Origin of the sequence: Kribbella sp. NPDC050241, assembly GCF_044459685.1 — a bacterium.
Lineage (GTDB): Bacteria > Actinomycetota > Actinomycetes > Propionibacteriales > Kribbellaceae > Kribbella.
Genome location: NZ_JBITJE010000001.1, coordinates 855,807 through 873,629, shown reverse-complemented (window position 1 = coordinate 873,629; position 17,823 = coordinate 855,807). Strand labels below are relative to the sequence as shown.

18 protein-coding genes are annotated in these 17,823 nt (G+C 69.3%); 11 read left to right on the top strand and 7 right to left on the bottom strand.

The window, feature by feature from the left end:
• The first annotated feature begins 8 nt into the window (after positions 1–8).
• The gene (locus ACIBG5_RS03995) at positions 9–539 is read left to right on the top strand and encodes a SigE family RNA polymerase sigma factor (protein ID WP_396389943.1); all 531 of its coding nucleotides are present in this window, start codon (positions 9–11) and stop codon (positions 537–539) included.
• Positions 536–1,327, top strand: a complete 792-nt coding sequence (locus ACIBG5_RS03990; RefSeq protein WP_396389942.1) for a hypothetical protein — start codon at positions 536–538, stop codon at positions 1,325–1,327. Before ACIBG5_RS03995 ends, ACIBG5_RS03990 begins: the two co-directional genes overlap by 4 nt.
• Before the next feature lie 50 nt (positions 1,328–1,377).
• On the opposite strand, the gene ACIBG5_RS03985 is transcribed toward ACIBG5_RS03990, so the two are convergent.
• The 5 genes from ACIBG5_RS03985 to ACIBG5_RS03965 all read right to left on the bottom strand — a co-directional run bounded on the left by ACIBG5_RS03985 (position 1,378) and on the right by ACIBG5_RS03965 (position 5,774).
• Positions 1,378–2,235, bottom strand: a complete 858-nt coding sequence (locus ACIBG5_RS03985; protein ID WP_396389941.1) for a hypothetical protein — start codon at positions 2,233–2,235, stop codon at positions 1,378–1,380.
• 35 nt (positions 2,236–2,270) lie between these two features.
• On the bottom strand, positions 2,271–3,956 hold the full coding sequence (locus tag ACIBG5_RS03980) for a Mur ligase family protein (protein ID WP_396389940.1): 1,686 nt from the start codon (positions 3,954–3,956) through the stop codon (positions 2,271–2,273).
• 5 nt (positions 3,957–3,961) lie between these two features.
• The gene (gene fabI / locus ACIBG5_RS03975; RefSeq protein WP_396389939.1) at positions 3,962–4,738 is read right to left on the bottom strand and encodes an enoyl-ACP reductase FabI; all 777 of its coding nucleotides are present in this window, start codon (positions 4,736–4,738) and stop codon (positions 3,962–3,964) included.
• A 21-nt stretch (positions 4,739–4,759) separates the two neighbouring features.
• Positions 4,760–5,464 (bottom strand): 3-oxoacyl-[acyl-carrier-protein] reductase, encoded by a 705-nt coding sequence (gene fabG / locus ACIBG5_RS03970; RefSeq protein ID WP_360439545.1) that lies wholly within the window; start codon positions 5,462–5,464, stop codon positions 4,760–4,762.
• A gap of 97 nt (positions 5,465–5,561) precedes the next feature.
• Positions 5,562–5,774 (bottom strand): dodecin, encoded by a 213-nt coding sequence (locus ACIBG5_RS03965; protein ID WP_131352382.1) that lies wholly within the window; start codon positions 5,772–5,774, stop codon positions 5,562–5,564.
• Between the two features lie 73 nt (positions 5,775–5,847).
• Between ACIBG5_RS03965 and ACIBG5_RS03960 the strand changes: the two genes are divergently transcribed.
• Both ACIBG5_RS03960 and ACIBG5_RS03955 read left to right on the top strand, forming a co-directional pair.
• Positions 5,848–6,207: a DUF3099 domain-containing protein gene (locus ACIBG5_RS03960; RefSeq protein ID WP_396389938.1), complete on the top strand. Its 360-nt coding sequence runs from the start codon at positions 5,848–5,850 to the stop codon at positions 6,205–6,207.
• 200 nt (positions 6,208–6,407) lie between these two features.
• Positions 6,408–6,608 (top strand): hypothetical protein, encoded by a 201-nt coding sequence (locus tag ACIBG5_RS03955; protein WP_396389937.1) that lies wholly within the window; start codon positions 6,408–6,410, stop codon positions 6,606–6,608.
• Between the two features lie 52 nt (positions 6,609–6,660).
• On the opposite strand, the gene moaA is transcribed toward ACIBG5_RS03955, so the two are convergent.
• Positions 6,661–7,680 (bottom strand): GTP 3',8-cyclase MoaA, encoded by a 1,020-nt coding sequence (gene moaA / locus ACIBG5_RS03950; protein ID WP_396389936.1) that lies wholly within the window; start codon positions 7,678–7,680, stop codon positions 6,661–6,663.
• Between the two features lie 57 nt (positions 7,681–7,737).
• On the opposite strand from moaA, the gene ACIBG5_RS03945 reads away from it, so the two are divergent.
• The 4 genes from ACIBG5_RS03945 to ACIBG5_RS03930 all read left to right on the top strand — a co-directional run bounded on the left by ACIBG5_RS03945 (position 7,738) and on the right by ACIBG5_RS03930 (position 11,689).
• On the top strand, positions 7,738–8,544 hold the full coding sequence (locus ACIBG5_RS03945) for an SURF1 family protein (protein WP_396389935.1): 807 nt from the start codon (positions 7,738–7,740) through the stop codon (positions 8,542–8,544).
• A complete protein-coding gene (locus ACIBG5_RS03940; RefSeq protein ID WP_396389934.1) occupies positions 8,456–10,315 on the top strand; it encodes a glycoside hydrolase family 15 protein in 1,860 nt (619 codons plus the stop codon). The genes ACIBG5_RS03945 and ACIBG5_RS03940 overlap by 89 nt, the downstream gene beginning before the upstream one ends.
• 66 nt (positions 10,316–10,381) lie before the next feature.
• Positions 10,382–11,146, top strand: a complete 765-nt coding sequence (locus ACIBG5_RS03935) for an SDR family oxidoreductase (protein WP_396389933.1) — start codon at positions 10,382–10,384, stop codon at positions 11,144–11,146.
• A 234-nt stretch (positions 11,147–11,380) separates the two neighbouring features.
• A complete protein-coding gene (locus ACIBG5_RS03930; protein ID WP_396389931.1) occupies positions 11,381–11,689 on the top strand; it encodes a hypothetical protein in 309 nt (102 codons plus the stop codon).
• 13 nt (positions 11,690–11,702) lie between these two features.
• Here the strand turns inward: ACIBG5_RS03930 and ACIBG5_RS03925 are convergent, their stop codons facing one another.
• Positions 11,703–12,797, bottom strand: coding sequence for a DNA polymerase domain-containing protein (locus tag ACIBG5_RS03925; RefSeq protein WP_396389929.1), 1,095 nt, complete (start codon positions 12,795–12,797; stop codon positions 11,703–11,705).
• A 159-nt stretch (positions 12,798–12,956) separates the two neighbouring features.
• Here ACIBG5_RS03925 and ACIBG5_RS03920 point away from each other — a divergent pair, with 159 nt between their 5' ends.
• The 3 genes from ACIBG5_RS03920 (at position 12,957) to ACIBG5_RS03910 (ending at position 17,766) form a co-directional block, all read left to right on the top strand.
• Positions 12,957–14,552, top strand: a complete 1,596-nt coding sequence (locus ACIBG5_RS03920) for a M4 family metallopeptidase (protein WP_396389928.1) — start codon at positions 12,957–12,959, stop codon at positions 14,550–14,552.
• A 102-nt stretch (positions 14,553–14,654) separates the two neighbouring features.
• Positions 14,655–16,394, top strand: a complete 1,740-nt coding sequence (locus ACIBG5_RS03915; protein ID WP_396389925.1) for an FAD-dependent oxidoreductase — start codon at positions 14,655–14,657, stop codon at positions 16,392–16,394.
• On the top strand, positions 16,387–17,766 hold the full coding sequence (locus ACIBG5_RS03910; protein ID WP_396389924.1) for an adenylate/guanylate cyclase domain-containing protein: 1,380 nt from the start codon (positions 16,387–16,389) through the stop codon (positions 17,764–17,766). The genes ACIBG5_RS03915 and ACIBG5_RS03910 overlap by 8 nt, the downstream gene beginning before the upstream one ends.
• The last annotated feature ends 57 nt before the right edge of the window (positions 17,767–17,823 follow it).

Below are 17,823 nucleotides of genomic sequence, written 5' to 3'. Positions count from 1 at the left end.
GGATGCCCATGAGAGCTGATCCGGTCGATGATGACTTCGACGCGTTCGTGCGGGCGCGGTGGTCGACCACTGCGCGGCTGGCGTACGCGCTGACCCTGGACCACCAGAAAGCCGAGGATCTCGCCCAGGAGGCCTTTACCAAGCTGTGGTTCCACTGGCGCAAGGTGAGCGGTGGGAACCCCGAGGCGTACCTGCGGAAGATCGTCACCACCACGTTCCTGTCCGGCCGGCGCCGCCGCTGGATCGGCGAGCGCCCGACCGAGACGCCACCTGACACCGCGGTGGGCGCGGGCACGGCCCAGGTGGACGAGCGGCTCGCCCTCCGCGAAGCGATGGCCCGGCTGAGTCCGCGGCAACGCGCCGCCGTCTACCTGCGGTACGCCGAGGACCTGCCCGAGCGCTCCGTCGCCGACCTCCTCGGTTGCTCGGTCGGAGCAGTCAAGCAGCACACCCGCCGCGGACTCGACGCGCTCCGCACCGACCTTCATTTCGGCACACCTGACGAACTGGCCGACCTGGCCGGGAGGGGGATCGCATGACCGACGACCTGACCACGAAGCTCGCCGTACTGACCGACGACCGCCCCGAGCCGTCGGACCCCGCGGCTCCGATCCGGCTGCGGATCAAGCGCCGGCAGCGTCGCCGCCGCGGCACGGCCGCGATCCTGACTGTGGCCGGCGTGACCGCCGCTGCCCTGGCCACCGGCCCCCTGCTCGACTCGATGCGGCCATCCGAACCTGCCGTGGCCGGATTCGGGACTCCGTCGCCCGCCTCGGTCCAGCCGAGCACGCCGCAACTACCGAGCACGAAGACCACGCCGATCACCACTCCGACATCCGCAGCCGGTGATCACAACAAGATCCTGCCGCCACCCTGGTCGGCGGAGCGGTTCACCAAGATGCCGGACGCGAACGCCTACCGGCCGCACGCGTACTACGTCGCCAAGGGCACCATCCCGACCGAGTCCTGGGCGGTCCTGGTCTACTCCCGCGAAGGCTGCCTGGTCACCGACGAGGGACCCGCGGTCAGCTTCGGCCGGCCGCTCGTCTGCTTCGACCCGCCGCTCAACGGCACGCACTGGGTGGTGCAGGGGTACGGCAAGGAGAAGGGCAGCACGAAGATCGACGCCACCCTGGTGATGGGCTCGGCCCCGATCGGCGCCCGCAAGGTCCGCATCACCGCCGGCGGCAAGACCTACACCACCAACGCCGTCGCGACCCCGGCCACTGACACGCTGCGGTTCTTCGCGATCGTGATCCCACGACGCGACCTGACGGTCACCACCGTCCAGCCCCTCGACGCGAACGGCCACGCGATCAAACGCTGACCGACAGTCCGGGGAGGAGCCACCACCGGTTCCTCCCCAGGTGCCGTGGTTCAGGAGGCTTGTTCTTGGCGGCGGGCGAGGAGGCGGCGGCGGGGTTCGTCTCGGTCGATCCAGTCGAGGTCGTCGGACAGGACGGCGTCGTTGGACTTGTTGGCGTACGGGTCCGGTGGTGGCGGGGGCGGCGGCAAGGCGCGGAGCTTGAGGACCACCATCGGGATCGCCAGGAGTACGGCGAGCACCAGCCAGACGCCGTACTCGCGCAGGACCGGTTCGAAGGACTGGAAGAACGCGTCGGTGGCCGCGTCGGCGGTGTCGTTGGCGGACTGTGCGGCCGGCGCCCGATCGACGACGCGGATCGCGTTCACGATGCCGAAGGAGGCCAGGTAGAAGCCCGCCAGTGGCACCCAGAAGTACGCGGATCGCCAGCCGCGCCGCCAGCAGGCGACGTACAGAACGAGAGCCAGGCCGACCGCCACAAGCAGGCCGTTCAGCTGCCAGAGCCACCGCCACTCGTCCAACTGGTTCGCAGGCCGCACGGCGTACCACGCGATCGGCAGGGCGAGAGCGAAGGCGGCGACCACCGAGCTTCTGGTACCCAGGGCACCGAACAGACCACCAACAGCGCTTGCCACCAGCAACGTGGTCAGCTGCGACCGATCCGACCAGTCGTTGCCCGTCAGCCACCACAGGCCGGCGCCGACAGCCACGACCAGCGGCACGGTGATGCGCACCCGCGTGACCAGCAACCCGGCCAGCACGCCACCGGCGAACCCACCCAGAACCAGCAGATCCACCCGCTGCGGCACGAACATCGTCGCACCCTCAGGCAGACCCTTCAGGTACGTCGCGGAGAAGCCGGCCACGAACCAGGCGGCCACGGCGGCCGGGATCGACCACAGGTAGCGCATGACACCCCGTTCCCGCCCCAACCGCGGCGGAGGGGCTAGCGCTGGGCTCTCTCGACCTTGGCTCTCAAGGTCTCCGGTGTGTCGACGGTAGCCCCCTCGGACCGCAACCAGGCGTCAAGACTCGCCCGATCCTGCAGAGACATCACCGCGACCACGTCCCCGGCCTCCGCCTCGGCGACCAGCGCCTGCGCCGCCTCGAGCTCGGACGGGTACGCCGGTACGTCGTCCACGCCGACCGACGCGGCGCCCTCGCGGAACACCGCCTCCAGCTCGGACGGCGGCCGGCCGCGCAGGTAGTCGCTCTTGTGCCCGATCATCACCCGGTCGGCCGCCCGGGCCCCGATGGCGCCGAGCGCGGCGACCATGTCGTCGGCCCGGTCCCCCGGCGAACCGAGCGCCAGCAGCAACCGTCCGCCCGGCCGCCGGACGCCGTTCATGATCTCGAGCAGCGCCTCCAGGCCGGCCTCGTTGTGGGCGAGGTCGATCACGACGGTGAAGTCGCGCAGCGAGTACATGTTCATCCGGCCGGGGTTGTTCTCGTTCGGCGCGAACGTGCTCAGCCCTTCGATCACGGCCGCTCGCGGCAGCCCGAGGCCGAACGCCGCGGAGGCCGCTGCCAGCACGTTCTCGACGTTGTAGTGCGACAGGCCAGACAGCGTCATCGGTACGTCGACGACCTTCAGCAGCGGCTCCGGATCGGCCGCCTGGTCGAGCACGGTGATGAACCCGTCCAGGACGGTCGTCGCCCGCCCGCCCTCGTCGAGCACGCTCCGGATCGACGGCGAGTCGGGGTCGCGGGAGAACACCCAGCACTTGGCCGGCGAGCCGAGCCGCATCGCGAAGGTTCGCGGGTCGTCGCCGTTCACGACGCACCAGCCACGGGGCTTGGTGATCTGGGTGATGACCGCTTTCACCTCGGCCAACTGGTCGACCGTGTCGATCCCGCCCAGGCCGAGGTGGTCCGCGGTCACGTTGGTGACGACCGAGACGTCGTTCGACGCCACGCCGACCCCGCGGCGCAGGATGCCGCCACGGGCCGTCTCGGTGACCGCGAGCTGGATGCCGGGCTGGGACAGCACCTGACCGGCCCCGCTCGGCCCGGAGAAGTCGCCGTACTTGACCAGCTTGCCGTCGAAGTAGACGCCGTCGGTGCTGGACCAACCGACGTGCAGACCGGCCGCACGGCCGATGTGCGCGATCATCCGCGAGGTCGTCGTCTTCCCGTTCGTCCCGGTCACCGCCACCACCGGCACCTTGGGCCGGATCGTCGGCGGCGGGTTGCCGGGTGGCTCGTTGCGGACCCGGTCGCCGACGGTCGCGATCAGCTCGGTCAGATCCTCGGCGCCGAACGCGTCCAGCACCTCGACGATCGCGGCACCGAGCGCCCGCGCCCGCTCCTCGTGCGCCCACGGGAACGCCACCACAAGCCGGCGTACGTCGGACTCCGCGCGGACCCGGACGCCGATCCGGCCGATCCCGGCCTCCCGCGCGATCCGTCGTACGACGTGACCCGCGACGCGGATCGCGAACCGCTGCCGGAACCCGGAGCCGATCCGCCCGGGCCGGGTGGTCCCCAGACCGATGGCCTGCCCGTACGCCTTCGCGGCCGGGGCCGGTGCGTCAACGAGTGCGGACACGTCGAGCGTCAGCTTGATGGCGGCACGACTGAAGTAGAGGTTGGCGCCGTCGAGGACCCGGAGCTCAACCAACGAGGTGGCCACCGACCCTAGGCTCCCATCGCGTGGTAACCGCCGTCGACGTGGATGATCTCGCCGGTGGTCGAGGGAAAGAAGTCACTCAGCAGGGCGACGATGGTCCGGCCGGTCGGCTCGAGGTCGGTCGGGTCCCAACCCAGCGGCGCACGGTCCAGCCACGGCTCCTCGAACTTCTCGAAGCCCGGGATCGCCTTCGCGGCCAGCGTCTTCAGCGGACCGGCCGAGACCAGGTTGCAGCGGATGCCCTGAGCACCGAGGTCGCGGGCCAGGTACCGGCTCGTGGACTCGAGGGCCGCCTTGGCGACTCCCATCCAGTCGTACCCGGGCCAGGCGACGGTCGCGTCGAAGGTCATCCCGACCACGCTGCCACCACGGCTCATCAGCGGGGCACAGGTCACCGCGAGCGCCTTCAGCGAGTACGCCGAGACGTGCACCGCCTGGGACACGTCATCCCACGGACCGTCCAGGAACTTCCCGCCGAGGATGGTCTCCGGGTTGCCGTACGCGATCGAGTGGACCACACCGTCAAGACCGTCGACGTGCTCGCGTACGGCGTCCGGCAGTGCGGCCAGATGCTCGGCGTTGGTCACGTCCAACTCGAGGACCGGCGGCTCCTGCGGCAGGCGTTTCGCGATGCGTCTGGTGATGCTGAGCGCCCGGCCGAAGTTGGAGATCAGCACGGTGGCGCCCTGCTCCTGCGCCACCTTCGCGGTCGCGAAACCGATCGAGGAGTCGAGCGTGACGCCCGCGACCAGGATGCGTTTGCCGTCGAGGATGCCCACCGGCATGCCCTTTCTCGAAAATGAACGTTAGTTGCCCATGCCGATGCCGCCGTCGACCGGGATCACCGCACCGGTGATGTAGCCGGCCTCGGGCGAGGCGAGCCAGCGGACCGCGTTCGCGATCTCCTCGGTCAGGCCGAAGCGGCCGAGCGGGATCTGGCTCAGGTACTGCTTCTGCGTCTCCTCCGGCAGGACCGCGGTCATGTCGGTCTCGACGAAGCCGGGGGCGACCACGTTCGCGGTGATGCCGCGGCTGCCGAGTTCGCGGGCGATCGAGCGGGACATGCCGATCAGGCCCGACTTGCTGGCGGCGTAGTTCACCTGGCCGGGCGAGCCGAGCATGCCGACGACCGACGAGATGAACACGATCCGGCCCTTGCGCAGCCGCAGCATGCCCTTGGCCGCCCGGCGGGCGACCCGGAACGCGCCGGTGAGGTTGGTCTGGATGACGGTGTCCCAGTCGTCGTCGGACATCCGCAGCAGCAGCGTGTCGCGAGTGACGCCGGCGTTGGCCACCAGCACCTCGACCGGACCGTGGGCCTCCTGGATCGCGTCGAACGCCGCGTCCACCTGCTCCTGGTCGGTGATGTCGCACTTGACCCCGAGGAAGCCCTCCGGTGGCGGGCTGGTGTTGTACGTGACGGCGACCTGGTCGCCGGCCTCCCGGAACGCGGTAGCGATCGCCAGCCCGATCCCCCGGCTGCCGCCGGTCACCAACACAGACCTGCTCACAAGCCCTCCTCACTCGTCACCAGTCGCACGAACGCTATCGCCCGCCGTCCGCCCATCCGGACGGCGGGTACTCACCGGGCTGCCGCCGTACTGCGAATCAGGAGTCTTCGAGGCGGAAGCCGACCTTGAGGCCGACCTGGTAGTGGTCGATCTCGTTGTCGATGATGTGGCCGCGGATCTCGGTCACCTCGAACCAGTCCAGGTGGCGCAGTGTCTCGCCGGCCCGGCTGACGGCGTTGGTGATGGCCTGGTTCAGGCCCTCTTTGGACGTGCCCACGATCTCGGTCACGCGGTAGGTGCGATCGGTCATCGAACGTTCCTTCCATCCTGCCTGCGCCCGGGCGGCCGGCGCGGCGTACCGTTGGTGTTGGTGAGGAGGATAGATGTCGAGACGTCATGAACGGACCGGCGAAACCGTCATCTCGGTGACGAATGCGCAGCCGGGCCGGTCCGAGGATCTGGACAGCCGGATCGCTCGGTACGCCTGGATGATGTCGATCCGCATCGTCTGCTTCGTGCTCGCCGTGCTCACCCCGTCGCCGTGGCGCTGGATCTTCATCGTGGCGGCGGTGTTCCTGCCCTACATCGCGGTGGTGCTGGCGAACACGCAGCGCTCCTCCACGATGTCCGGTGCCGCGCCCTTCATCGCCCCCGAGCGGCCCGCGATCGGCCCGCATCCCGGCGTCGTCACGCAGCCGGATCCGGACCCGGATACGGACCGGCCGATCGACACCGAAAAGTGATCTGTGCCGGGACTGGAAACTCGGACAGGATCCGTGTCAGAATCTCCCGCGTGCTCTGAAGTTCATGAGTGGAATTCAGGGACTTGATGCGGCGTCGGACGGCTCCCCCCGTGGCTGTCCGACGTCGCTTCATTTTGCCCACACTTTGATTATTGAGTGGTCAGGAACAATTGCCTGCGGCCACTGGAATGGCTCTGACGATGACCGAAGAAGCACTCCCGTCCGTCTGCTCCGCCAAGGGATGTGGGCAGCCGGCCACGTGGGCGCTGCGGTGGAACAACCCGAAGATCCACACCCCGGACCGGCGCAAGACCTGGCTCGCGTGCGACGAACACAAGGAGAGCCTGTCGGACTTCCTGGACCGCAGGTCATTCCTGCGGGAGGTCGAGCCTTTCTCCTAAGTGTTAAGCCCGCACCGAAAAACTGCATTTCCGGATTGGGCCGGTATGACGGTCAGCCGCCGATCGCCGACATCGGGCGGGTGGGCTGTAGGAAGCTCGGGTCGTTGATGCCGTGGCCGGGGAGTTTGTTCCGCATCGCGCGCCGCCAGCGGTCCGCCAGCTCCTCGTCGTCGGCACCGCCGCGCAAGGCCGACCGCAGGTCCGACTCGGTGCGCGCGAACAGGCAGTCGCGGACCTGACCGTCGGCCGTCAGCCGAACGCGGTCGCAGTCTCCGCAGAACGGCCTGGTGACCGAGGCAATGATCCCGACCGTCTGTGGTCCGCCCCGAACTGTAAACGATTCCGCCGGAGCACTCCCCCGGGACGCCGCGTCGGTCGGCTCCAGGTCGAACCGGTCCGACAACTGCTCGAGGATCTCGTCCGCTGTGACCATGCTGGCGCGAGTCCAGCCGTGCTGGGCGTCGAGCGGCATCTGCTCGATGAACCGCAGTTCGTAGCCACGCTCGAGGCAGTACTCCAGCAACTGCGGCGCCTGCCGGTCGTTCACGCCGCGCATGAGTACGGCGTTGACCTTGACCGGCGTCAGTCCGGCCGCCTGCGCCGCATCGAGTCCGGCCAGTACGTCCTTGAGCCGGTCCCGCCGGGCCAGCTGTACGAAGGTGTCCGACTCGATCGTGTCGAGGCTCACATTCACCCGGTCCAGGCCGGCGTCCTTGAGTGCCTGAGCTTGCCGGGCAAGGCCGATCCCGTTGGTCGTCAGCGAGACCTCTGGTCGCGGCGTCAGCTCCGTCGTACGGGCGACGATGCCGACCAGGCCTCGCCGCAGCAGTGGCTCGCCACCAGTGAAGCGAATCTCCTGCACACCAAGGCGTGTCACGGCCACCGACACCAGCCGTACGACCTCGTCGTCGGTGAGCAGCTCCGGCTTGGGCAGCCAGTCCAGGCCTTCCTCGGGCATGCAGTACGCGCAGCGCAGGTTGCAGCGGTCCGTGAGTGAGACGCGCAGGTCGGTGGCGACGCGGCCGAACCGGTCCGCCAGACCCAGCTGCATCACTTCCTCCGTTGCCGTCATCCCCCCAGCCTACGTGCCGGGGACAGACCGTTTCAGGTGATGGCTTAAGTTCGAGATGTGGGTCGTCTCCTGAATGTCCGCTGGATCGCCGCTGCGCTGGCGGTCCTGGTGCTCGCCGGCGTGTGCGTCGAGCTCGGTCGCTGGCAGTTGCATCGCCTGGGCGACCGGAAGGCGCGCAACGACGTGACGCGGGCCAATCTGGCCGCTCCGCCGGCGCCGATCGACCAGATCGTCGGCGCGCAGGGCCTGGTCGGCGACCAGCACGCCTGGCGTACGGCGGTCGTCACCGGCCGGTACGACGCCTCGAAGCAGATCGTGATGCGGTACCGCAATGTGGACGACCGTCCAGGCTTCGAGATCGTCACCCCGCTGGTCCTCTCGACCGGCAAGGCAGTGCTGGTCGACCGGGGCTTCCTTGCCCGTCAGGGCCCCGAACTCGCGCCCGGCCACATCCCCGCCGTACCCACCGGCGAGGTGAGCATCACCGGCCGCCTACGCCGCAGCGAGCGCGGCGGCAGCACCAATGGCGGCACGCCGGACGACGGTACGGCGCGGCTGATCAACGGACCGGACTTCGCAAAGGTCCTCGGCCTCAACCTGTACGACGGCTACCTCACCGTGGACAAGCAGGATCCGCCCAACGACCCGGACTTCGGCGCGTTCCCCGGTCCGGAGATCGACGACGGGCCACACTTCTTCTACGCGCTGCAGTGGTTCTTCTTCGCCCTGCTCGCGATCGGCGGACTGATCTACTTCTCCCGACAGGACACACGCGGTGACACCTCCTCCAGCGACGACGGGCAGGCACCAGTCACAGCAGAAGAAGACAAACCCGAAGAAGCTCGCGCCGGAGCGCCGGATTGAGGACTACGCACTGATCGGAGACCTCCAGACCGCCGCGCTGGTGTCCCGGGAGGGCTCGATCGACTGGCTGTGCGTTCCGCGGTTCGACTCCCCCGCCTGCTTCGCCGCCCTGGTAGGTACCGACGACAACGGTCATTGGCGGCTCTCCCCGCAGGACGCCGACGCGACCAGCAGCCGCCACTACCGCGGCGACACGCTCGTGCTGGAGACCGAGTGGTCCACCGGCAGCGGTTCGGTCCGGGTGATCGACTTCATGCCGCCGCGGGACGCCGCGCCGGACGTCGTACGGATCGTGCAAGGCATCAGCGGACGGGTCGCGATGCGGTCCGAGGTGCGTCTGCGCTTCGACTACGGGCATGTGGTTCCCTGGGTGCGGAGCATCGACGGTCAGGTCGTGGCGATCGCCGGCCCGGACGCGGTGTCGCTGCGGTCCGACGTTCACCAGTACGGCCGCGACTTCGCGACGTACGCCGACTTCGAGGTGTCGGCCGGCGACCAGGCCTGGTTCGTGCTCACGTGGCATCCGTCGCATGACGCCGTACCGGATCCGATCGACGCACTCGATGCGCTGGAGCCGACGGAGTCGTTCTGGACCGAGTGGATCGGGCGCAGCACCGACGCCAACGGGACCAGCGAGGAGGTCACCCGGTCGCTGCTCACGCTGAAGGCGCTGACCTACGCGCCGTCCGGCGGCATCGTCGCGGCGCCGACGACTTCGCTCCCCGAGGCGCTCGGCGGGTCGCGCAACTGGGACTACCGGTTCTGCTGGTTGCGGGACGCGACGATGACGCTGTCGGCGATGCTGCGGACCGGGTACACCGAGGAGGCGCACGCGTGGCGGGACTGGCTGCTGCGCGCCATCGCCGGCTCACCCGCCGACCTCCAGATCATGTACGGCGTGACCGGTGAACGGCGGTTGCGGGAGTTCGAGGCGGAGTGGCTGCCCGGGTTCGCGTCCTCGGCGCCGGTGCGGATCGGGAACGCGGCCGCCGAACAACTGCAGATCGACGTGTTCGGCGAGGTGATGGACGTGCTCGCACTGGCGCGGGAGTCGCAGATCGGGCCGAGCGACGACGCCTGGTCGATGCAGCGCGGGCTGATGCGCCACCTGAGCGAGGTGTGGACGCAGCCGGACGAAGGGATCTGGGAGGTGCGCGGCGGCCGGCAGCACTTCACCTACTCCAAGGTGATGGCGTGGGTGGCGTTCGACCGCGCGGCGCGGGCGGTCGAGCGGTACGGGATGGGTGGGCCGGCCAAGCAGTGGCGGGCGACCGCGGACGAGATCCACCGGGAGGTGTGCGAGAAGGCGTACGACTCCGGCCGCAACACCTTCACCCAGGCGTACGGCAGCAAGGCGCTGGATGCCGCCGTACTGCTGATCCCGCAGGTCGGGTTCCTGCCGCCGGAGGATCCGCGGGTCGTGGGCACAGTCGAGACCGTGCGCCGGGAGCTGGCGCCGGACGGGTTCGTCCGCCGGTATCTCACCGAGCACACCGACGACGGGTTGGGCGGTGACGAGGGTGCGTTCCTGATCTGCTCGTTCTGGCTGGCCGACTCGCTGGCGATGATCGGGCGGGTCGGCGAGGCGAGGACGCTGTACGAGAAGCTTGTTGCCCTGCGCAACGACGTGGGACTGCTCGCGGAGGAGTACGACCCGGTCGCCGGGCGGATGCTCGGGAACTTCCCGCAGGCGTTCTCGCATCTCGGTCTGGTCAACACCGCCTGGCACCTGAACACCGCGGCGTCGCCGCTGCGCAGGTCGGCGTACTAGGACTCTGCTGGTTCTTGCCATCGGCCACGAACCGTCAAGGTGCGCGATGGGTTGCGGTGAGGCAGGATGGTGGTCGTGGACCTCGGACTTCGCGACCGCACGTACATCGTCACCGGAGCCAGCGCCGGACTCGGCTTCGCCACCGCCAAAGCCCTCGCGGGTGAAGGTGCCCGGCTGGTGATCTCCAGCCGCAACGAGGAGTCGATCGCGCGGGCCGCGGCCGAGCTGGGGGAGAACGTGGTCGGCATCCCGGTCGACAACGCCGACCCGGAGAGTGCCGAGCGGCTGGCCGCGACGGCGATCGCCAAGTGGGGCGCGTTGCACGGGGCCCTGGTCAGCGTCGGTGGCCCGCGGCCGGGGACGGCTCTCGACACCGACGAGGAGGACTGGCGGGCCGCGTTCGACAGCGTCTTCCTGGGTGCACTGCGGATCGCGCGGTCGGTCGCCCGAGCGGGATCCGAGGGTACGTCGATCGCGTTCGTCCTGTCGTCGTCGGTGAAGTCACCGATCACCGGGCTGGCGATCTCCAACGGGCTGCGTCCCGGGCTGGCAATGGTCGCCAAGACGCTCGCCGACGAGCTCGGCCCGAACGGGATCCGCGTCAACGGCCTGATGCCGGGCCGGATCGCCACCGACCGGCTGAAGGAACTCGACGCCAAGGGCGGCGACCCCGAGGCCGCCCGCCGCGCCTCCGAGAAGACCATCCCGCTGCGCCGCTACGGCGACCCCGACGAGTTCGGCCGAGCCGCCGCCTTCATCCTCTCCCCCGCCGCCTCCTACATCACCGGCGCCATCATCCCCATCGACGGCGGAGCCCTCCGCACCATCTGACGCCTCACCGGTTCTGCTTGCTGACGCTGTACTAGATCCGCTCGCTGGCGGGTTAGCTAACCGCCGGCGGCTTGTATCCCGCCAGCCGTGAAACAACCCGCCAGCGAGGGCCAACCGAGGACCCAGGGCCGGGTGCAGCGGCTCGCACGTCGCCGCGGTGGCCGGTCAGGTTGTGTAACAGTCCGGTCAGTGCCCCCGATGTCGCAGGCAAGGGCGGCGTGCGAGGGGGACGAGATGGAGAGCTCGGCGGAACTGAAGGTCTGGTTGTGGAGCGACCAGTCCAAAGACAGGTCATTGCTCGACAACGCGGCGCAGGAGTTCGGCTGGGACGTAACACTCAAGCCACCATCCGACGAAGCCGCCGTCTCGGCGCACCTGAGCCTGGCACCGAGTGCGCTCGAGGTCACCATCGATCAGCTCGTCATGCTGATCGCCGTGGCGAACGACGAGAGCCCCCGGCAGGTCCTCAAGGCCAGCCGTGACCGGATCCGCGGCAACGGCCGCCGGCTCGGCAGCAGGCCGCGCCGGAGGCTCAGGAGCTGAGCACTGAGGGCTGTCAGCTCTGGGGCGCGATGCGGTTGCCTTCGTCGTCCCAGTGGTCGGCCACCTTCTTGCTCGGCTGCACACGCGGCGGCTCCCCCGGCATCTTCGGGTAGTCCGGCGGGAAGTTCAGCTCCCCGCCCGGCAGTTCCTCCCACAGCCGCAACAGCGGGTCGAGCGAGTACGCCGTGTCGTCCATGTCCGCCCACGGGTCACCATCAGTGAGGTACTCCGGGACGGTGTGCAGGTTGAACGCCCGCGGATCGTCGACCTCGGCCAGCCGCTCCCACGTCATCGGCGTACTGACCGGCGCACCAGGCCGCGGCCGGAGCGACCACGCACCGGCGACCGTGCGGTCGCGCAGGTTCTGGTTGAAGTCGAGGAAGACCGCTGCATCGCCGCGCTCCTCCTTCCACCAGGCGGTGGTCACACCGTCGTCGCGGCGCTCCAGCTCCCGCCCGAGGCCGATCGCCGCGTGCCGGACCTCGTCGAACGACCACTGCGGCCGGATCCGCACGTAGATGTGGATCCCCCGGTTGCCGCTGCTCTTCGGATACCCGCGAAGACCGAGCTCCTCAAGCAACTCACGGGCGACTCCGGCTACCCGCCGGGCGTCGGCGAAGGTCGCCCCCGGCTGCGGGTCGAGGTCGATCCGCAGCTCGTCCGGATGGTCGAGATCGCCCTTGCGCACGGCCCACGGGTGGAAGGTCAGGGTGCCCATCTGGGCCGCCCATATTGCGGCCCCGATCTCCGTCAGGCACAGCTCGTCGATCGGGCGGTCGTTCGGCGTCAGCACCCTGCAGGTCTCGAGCCAGTCCGGGGCGCCCTTCGGCAGGCGCTTGGAGTAGAAGCCGTCGCCGGTCTGCCGGCCGGTCGCGTCCACGGACAGCGTCATCCCCTCGCGCCAGCCGCCGGGCCAGCGCTCCAGCGCGACCGGACGGTCGCCGGACGCGTGCATGAACGCGGTCCCGACGCCGGCGAAGTACTCACAGACCTGGAGCTTGGTGACCTCCGGGGCCCACTCGGTCGCCTCGTAGACGACCCGCTCCGGGCTGGACACGCGGACCTCCCGGTCCCCCACGGGGAGCATCACCGCTGTGGTCTTCGCCATGGCGTGACGGTATCGCCCGGAACCGACCAAACCGGCGGCAGAACGGCGGAAAGGCAACTTTTCTCCACCCCTGGCCACGCCGGGTGACCGGGCGGTAACGTTCCAGCACCTCGTTCCCGGGGCGTGAGGCCCCCGAGACGCTGATAAAGGAGCGCGAGGATGAACAGATCCGCCCTGTTCGCCGCTGCCACCGCAGTGGCGACCACTACCGCCCTCGGTCTGACCAGCGCCACCACAGCCATCGGTGCGCCGACGGCAGACCCAGTCCCCACGCCGGCCGCCGCCGTCGCCCGGGCCAAGGCCGCCATCGGCGACAATCTCGCCGTACTGCGAGCCACCGGTTCGGACGCGTTCGTCGTCCGCACTGTCCTCGTCGACCCGGACGGGTCCAGCCACGTGCGGATGGACCGGACCATCGGCGGGCTCAAGGTCCTCGGCGGCGACGTCGTCGTGCACCAGGCCAAGGACGGCAGCTGGAAGGGCGCCAGCCTGAGCCTGACCCGCAGCGCGAACGTCGGCCGCACCCCGAAGCTCAGCCTCGCCACGGCCACCTCGAAGGCACTCGCCCGCGGTCAGAAGGCCGAGGGCAAGCCCGCGCTGGTGATCGAGGCCCGCGAGGGCGCTCCGCGGCTGGCCTACTTGGTCACCACCGTCGGGACCCAGCCGGACGGTACGCCGAGCCACATCACCACCACCGTGGACGCACTCACCGGCGCGAAGCTGGTCAGCGAACAGCACATCGAGACCGCGACCGGCGACGGCCAGAGTCTGTACTCCGGCACCGTGCCGCTGGACACGACCGCGGCCACCGGCGGCTTCACGCTGACCGACCCGGTCCGCGGCAACGGCTTCACTGCCGACGCGAACAACAAGACCGACTCGATCCTGTGCCAGCTGCTCGGCCTCGGCTGCCCGACCCCGACCCGGTTCACCGACGCCGACAATCACTGGGGCACCGGCACGAACGCGAACCGCGCCACCGCCGCGGTCGACGCGCACTACGGCGCCGCGACCACGTTCGACTACTACAAGAACGTGCACAGCCGGAACGGCATCTTCAATGACGGCAAGGGCGTCCCGAGCCGGGTGCACTACGGCACCAACTACGTGAACGCCTTCTGGGACGGCAGGCAGATGACGTACGGCGACGGCGACGGTGTGACCGCCGGCCCGCTGGTGTCGATCGACGTGGCCGGCCACGAGATGTCCCACGGCGTCACCTCGGCGACCGCGAACCTGACCTACTCCGGTGAGTCCGGCGGCCTGAACGAGGCGACCAGCGACATCTTCGGCACCATGGTCGAGTTCTACTCGAACAAGGCCTCCGACCCGGGTGACTACTACATCGGCGAGGAGATCATGAAGGACCGGCCGGCGCTGCGGTTCATGGACAAGCCGAGCAAGGACGGCAACTCCCCCGACTGCTACTCCTCCGGCGTCGGCAACCTGGACGTGCACTACTCCTCCGGCATCGCGAACCACTTCGCCTATCTGCTGGCCGAGGGCAGCGGCGCGAAGACGATCGGCGGCCTGCCGCACAACTCGCCGACCTGCAACGGCTCGACGCTGGCCGGCATCGGCCACCAGAAGCTCGAGAAGATCTGGTACCGCGCGCTGACGACGTACATGACCACCGGTACGACGTACGCCCAGGCCCGGACGGCGACGCTGAACGCGGCCACCGACCTGTACGGCGCGAGCAGCCCCGAGCGGGCGGCGGTCGCCGCGACCTGGTCCGCGGTCAGCGTCAACTGACCGTTTGAACTTCACCGGTCCTGTCCCACTGGGGCGGACAGGACCGGTGAACAAACGCTTTGTCCATTGCCCTGCGGGGGCGACCCACCTACCGTCACAATCATGGGTGGGGAGCCCGGGGGACATTTCGGACGGCGTGAGGCCAAGCTGCGTGAAGCCAGGCCACTACTGCTGGTCGTCGACGCTGACCCGGAGCGTCTGGAACGGTGTGAAACCGAGCTGGAGCGGGGCTTCGGCGTCGACTACAGAGTCCGCGGCGAGCTGACCACGGCCGCTGCGCTGAGCTGCCTACAGCTCGCACACGACCTGCAGCACCGGGTCGCCGTCGTGATGGTCGACAATGCTCTGCCGGACGACGAGCGCGCCGAGATCCTGGCCGCGTCGAGGACCCTGCATCCGGACGCACGCCGTGCCCTGCTGATCGAGTGGGGCGCTTGGGCGACCCGCAGTACGGCGGCGGCGATCCTGTCCGCGATGTCTGTCGGCGACATCAACTACTACGTGCTGAAGCCGTGGATCGCGCAGGACGAGCTGTTCCACCGGACGGTCGCGGAGTTCGTCCAGGAGTGGTCGCGCTACGAGGTCGCGAACCTGCGCGAGGTGGTCGTGATCGCGTCCGACCACTCGGTCCGCGGTCAGGCGGTGCGCAGTCTGCTGGCGCGCAACGGGATCCCGAGTGCGTTCCGGCTCAGCGGTTCGGTGCCGGCAAACGCCGTACTGGAGTGGATCGGTGAGCCGGATCCCGGGGACAGCGTGCTGGTGTGGATGCCGGCGGTGGGCGGCACAGTGCTGCGTGATCCGACCGACGTCGAGATAGCCGAGGCGTGGGGCGTCTCGACGACGCTGGACGACGGCGAGGATTCGTTCGACCTTCTGGTGATCGGAGCCGGTCCGGGTGGATTGGCGGCAGCCGTGTATGCGTCGTCCGAAGGGCTGCGCACGTTGGTCGTGGAGCGGGAGGCGATCGGCGGGCAGGCGGGGACGAGTTCGCTGATCCGCAACTACCTGGGTTTCTCGCGCGGGATCCGCGGCTCCGAGCTGGCCCAGCGCGGCTATCAGCAGGCGTGGGTGTTCGGCGCGCACTTCGTGCTGATGCGGTCGATCGAACGGCTCGAGCGGCGGGACGGTCATTTCGTCGCGGAGATCGGTGACGTGGGCCAGGTGACGGCCCGGGCGGTCATCCTGGCGACCGGGGTGGCGTACCGGCGGCTCGACGTACCCGCGCTGGAGCAGTTGATGGGGACGGGCGTGTACTACGGCGCCAGTGTGTCGGAGGCCCATGGTCTGACGGATCGCGACGCGTGCGTGGTCGGTGGCGGCAACTCGGCCGGGCAGGCGGTGCTGCATCTGGCCCGCTACTGCAAGCTGGTCACCTTGGTGATCCGGGGCAAAGATCTCGTCGCGAGCATGTCGAAGTACCTGATCGACGCGATCGATGCCGCGCCCAACGTGGTCGTGCGGTCCTGGAGCGAGGTCGTCGGCGGTGGTGGCGACGGGCGGCTGCAGTGGGTGACGTTGCGCGACCGTACGTCGGGCGGCGAGGAGCGGCTCGACGTCGACGGGTTGTTCGTGATGATCGGCGCCGTACCCGGCACGCAGTGGCTGCCGGACGAGGTCGGCCGGGACGAGCGCGGCTTCGTGCTGACCGGGTCGGATGCCGCGGCGGATCCGGGCTGGGCCGAGGACCGGCCGCCACAGCCGTACGAGACCACGATGCCCGGGGTGTTCGCGATCGGCGACGTACGCAGTGGTTCGGTGAAGCGGGTGGCCTCGGCGGTCGGTGAAGGGTCCGTGGTCGTCTCGCAGGTCCACACTCATCTCAGGGTGTCCGAGGATGCCTGAACGGCGGTTCGTCTACACCCCGGCGATGGTTGTCCTGACCACGCTCGTGCTGCTGGTGCCGCTGGCCGGATTGTTCCTCCTGGTCCAGAGCCCGCAGTTGGATGTGCACTGGGAGCACCACCCAGCGCATTTCTGGCTGGTGTTGTTTACCGCGGGATTGAGCGCCGTACTGGCGTACATCACGGGTGCGGCGGCGCTGCGGCGAGGTGATCCGCGGGTTCTGCTGGTGTCACTGGCGTTCTTGTCGGCGGCCGGGTTCCTCGGGTTGCATGCGCTGGCGACGCCGAAGGTTCTGCTGGACACACCGAACGCGGGATTCACGCTGGCGACGCCCATCGGGGTCGCGGTCGCGTCGATCTTCGCGATTCTGTCGAGCCTGAACATGTCGGGCGGGCGGGTAGCGGCCGCGGTCCGGTGGGGGCGCGTTGGGCGTGCGGCACTGCTGACTCTGATGGCATTGTGGGCGGTGGCGTCGATCCTGCGTCTACCTCCGTTGCACGACACCGCCGTACCAGAGGTTGCCGATGGCATCCTCACCGCGCTCGCCGTACCGGCCGTGCTGTTGTACGCCATCGCGGCCGCCCGCTACCTGCACATGTGGTGGCGGAAGCCGTCGTTGATGCTCCTGTCGATGATCGCCGCGTTCATCCTGCTCGCCGAGGCGATGGTCGCGATGGTGTTCGCGACGAACTGGGCGCTGTCGTGGTGGGAGTGGCATGTGCTGATGCTGACCGCGTTCGTGCTGGTGGTCGTCGGCGTCCGGATCCAGTGGTACGAGGAACGGTTCGCCGATCTGTATCTCGACGACACCGTCTCGGGCCGGCGCGAGTTGAGCGTGCTGTTCGCGGATCTGCAGGGGTTCACCACGTTCTCCGAGAACCACGACCCGGCCGAGGTCACCACGATGCTGAACACCTACTTCCAGGTCGTCGTGCCTCCCGTCGTACGACGTCATGGCGGCGACGTCGACCGGATCATCGGCGACGCGCTGATGGTGACCTTCAACAAGCGCGGCAACCAGCCCGACCACGCGGCCCGCGCGGCCGCGGCCGGGTTGGCGCTGCAGGAGGCCGCGGCCGCTGTGCAGGCGGCACACCCGAACTGGCCGCGGTTCCGGGTCGGGATCAACAGCGGGATCGCCTCGGTCAGCCTGCTCGGCACCGAGGGCGGCCGGACCCACACGGTCATCGGCGACACCGTGAACGTCGCCTCCCGGATCGAGGGCAAGGCGCCGGGTGGCGGGGTCGCCATCGGGCCCGCGACGAAGGCGCTGCTGCCGGATGCGGTGACGCAGTCCCTGGGCCTGGTCGACCTGAAAGGGAAGGCCGAACCGGTCGAGGTTCACCAGCTGCTGGCGCTGTCCGGCGAATGATCACCCCTGCCTTCAGGGGCCGCACCTGGTGTTCACGTGTTGGACCTTGGCGGCGAC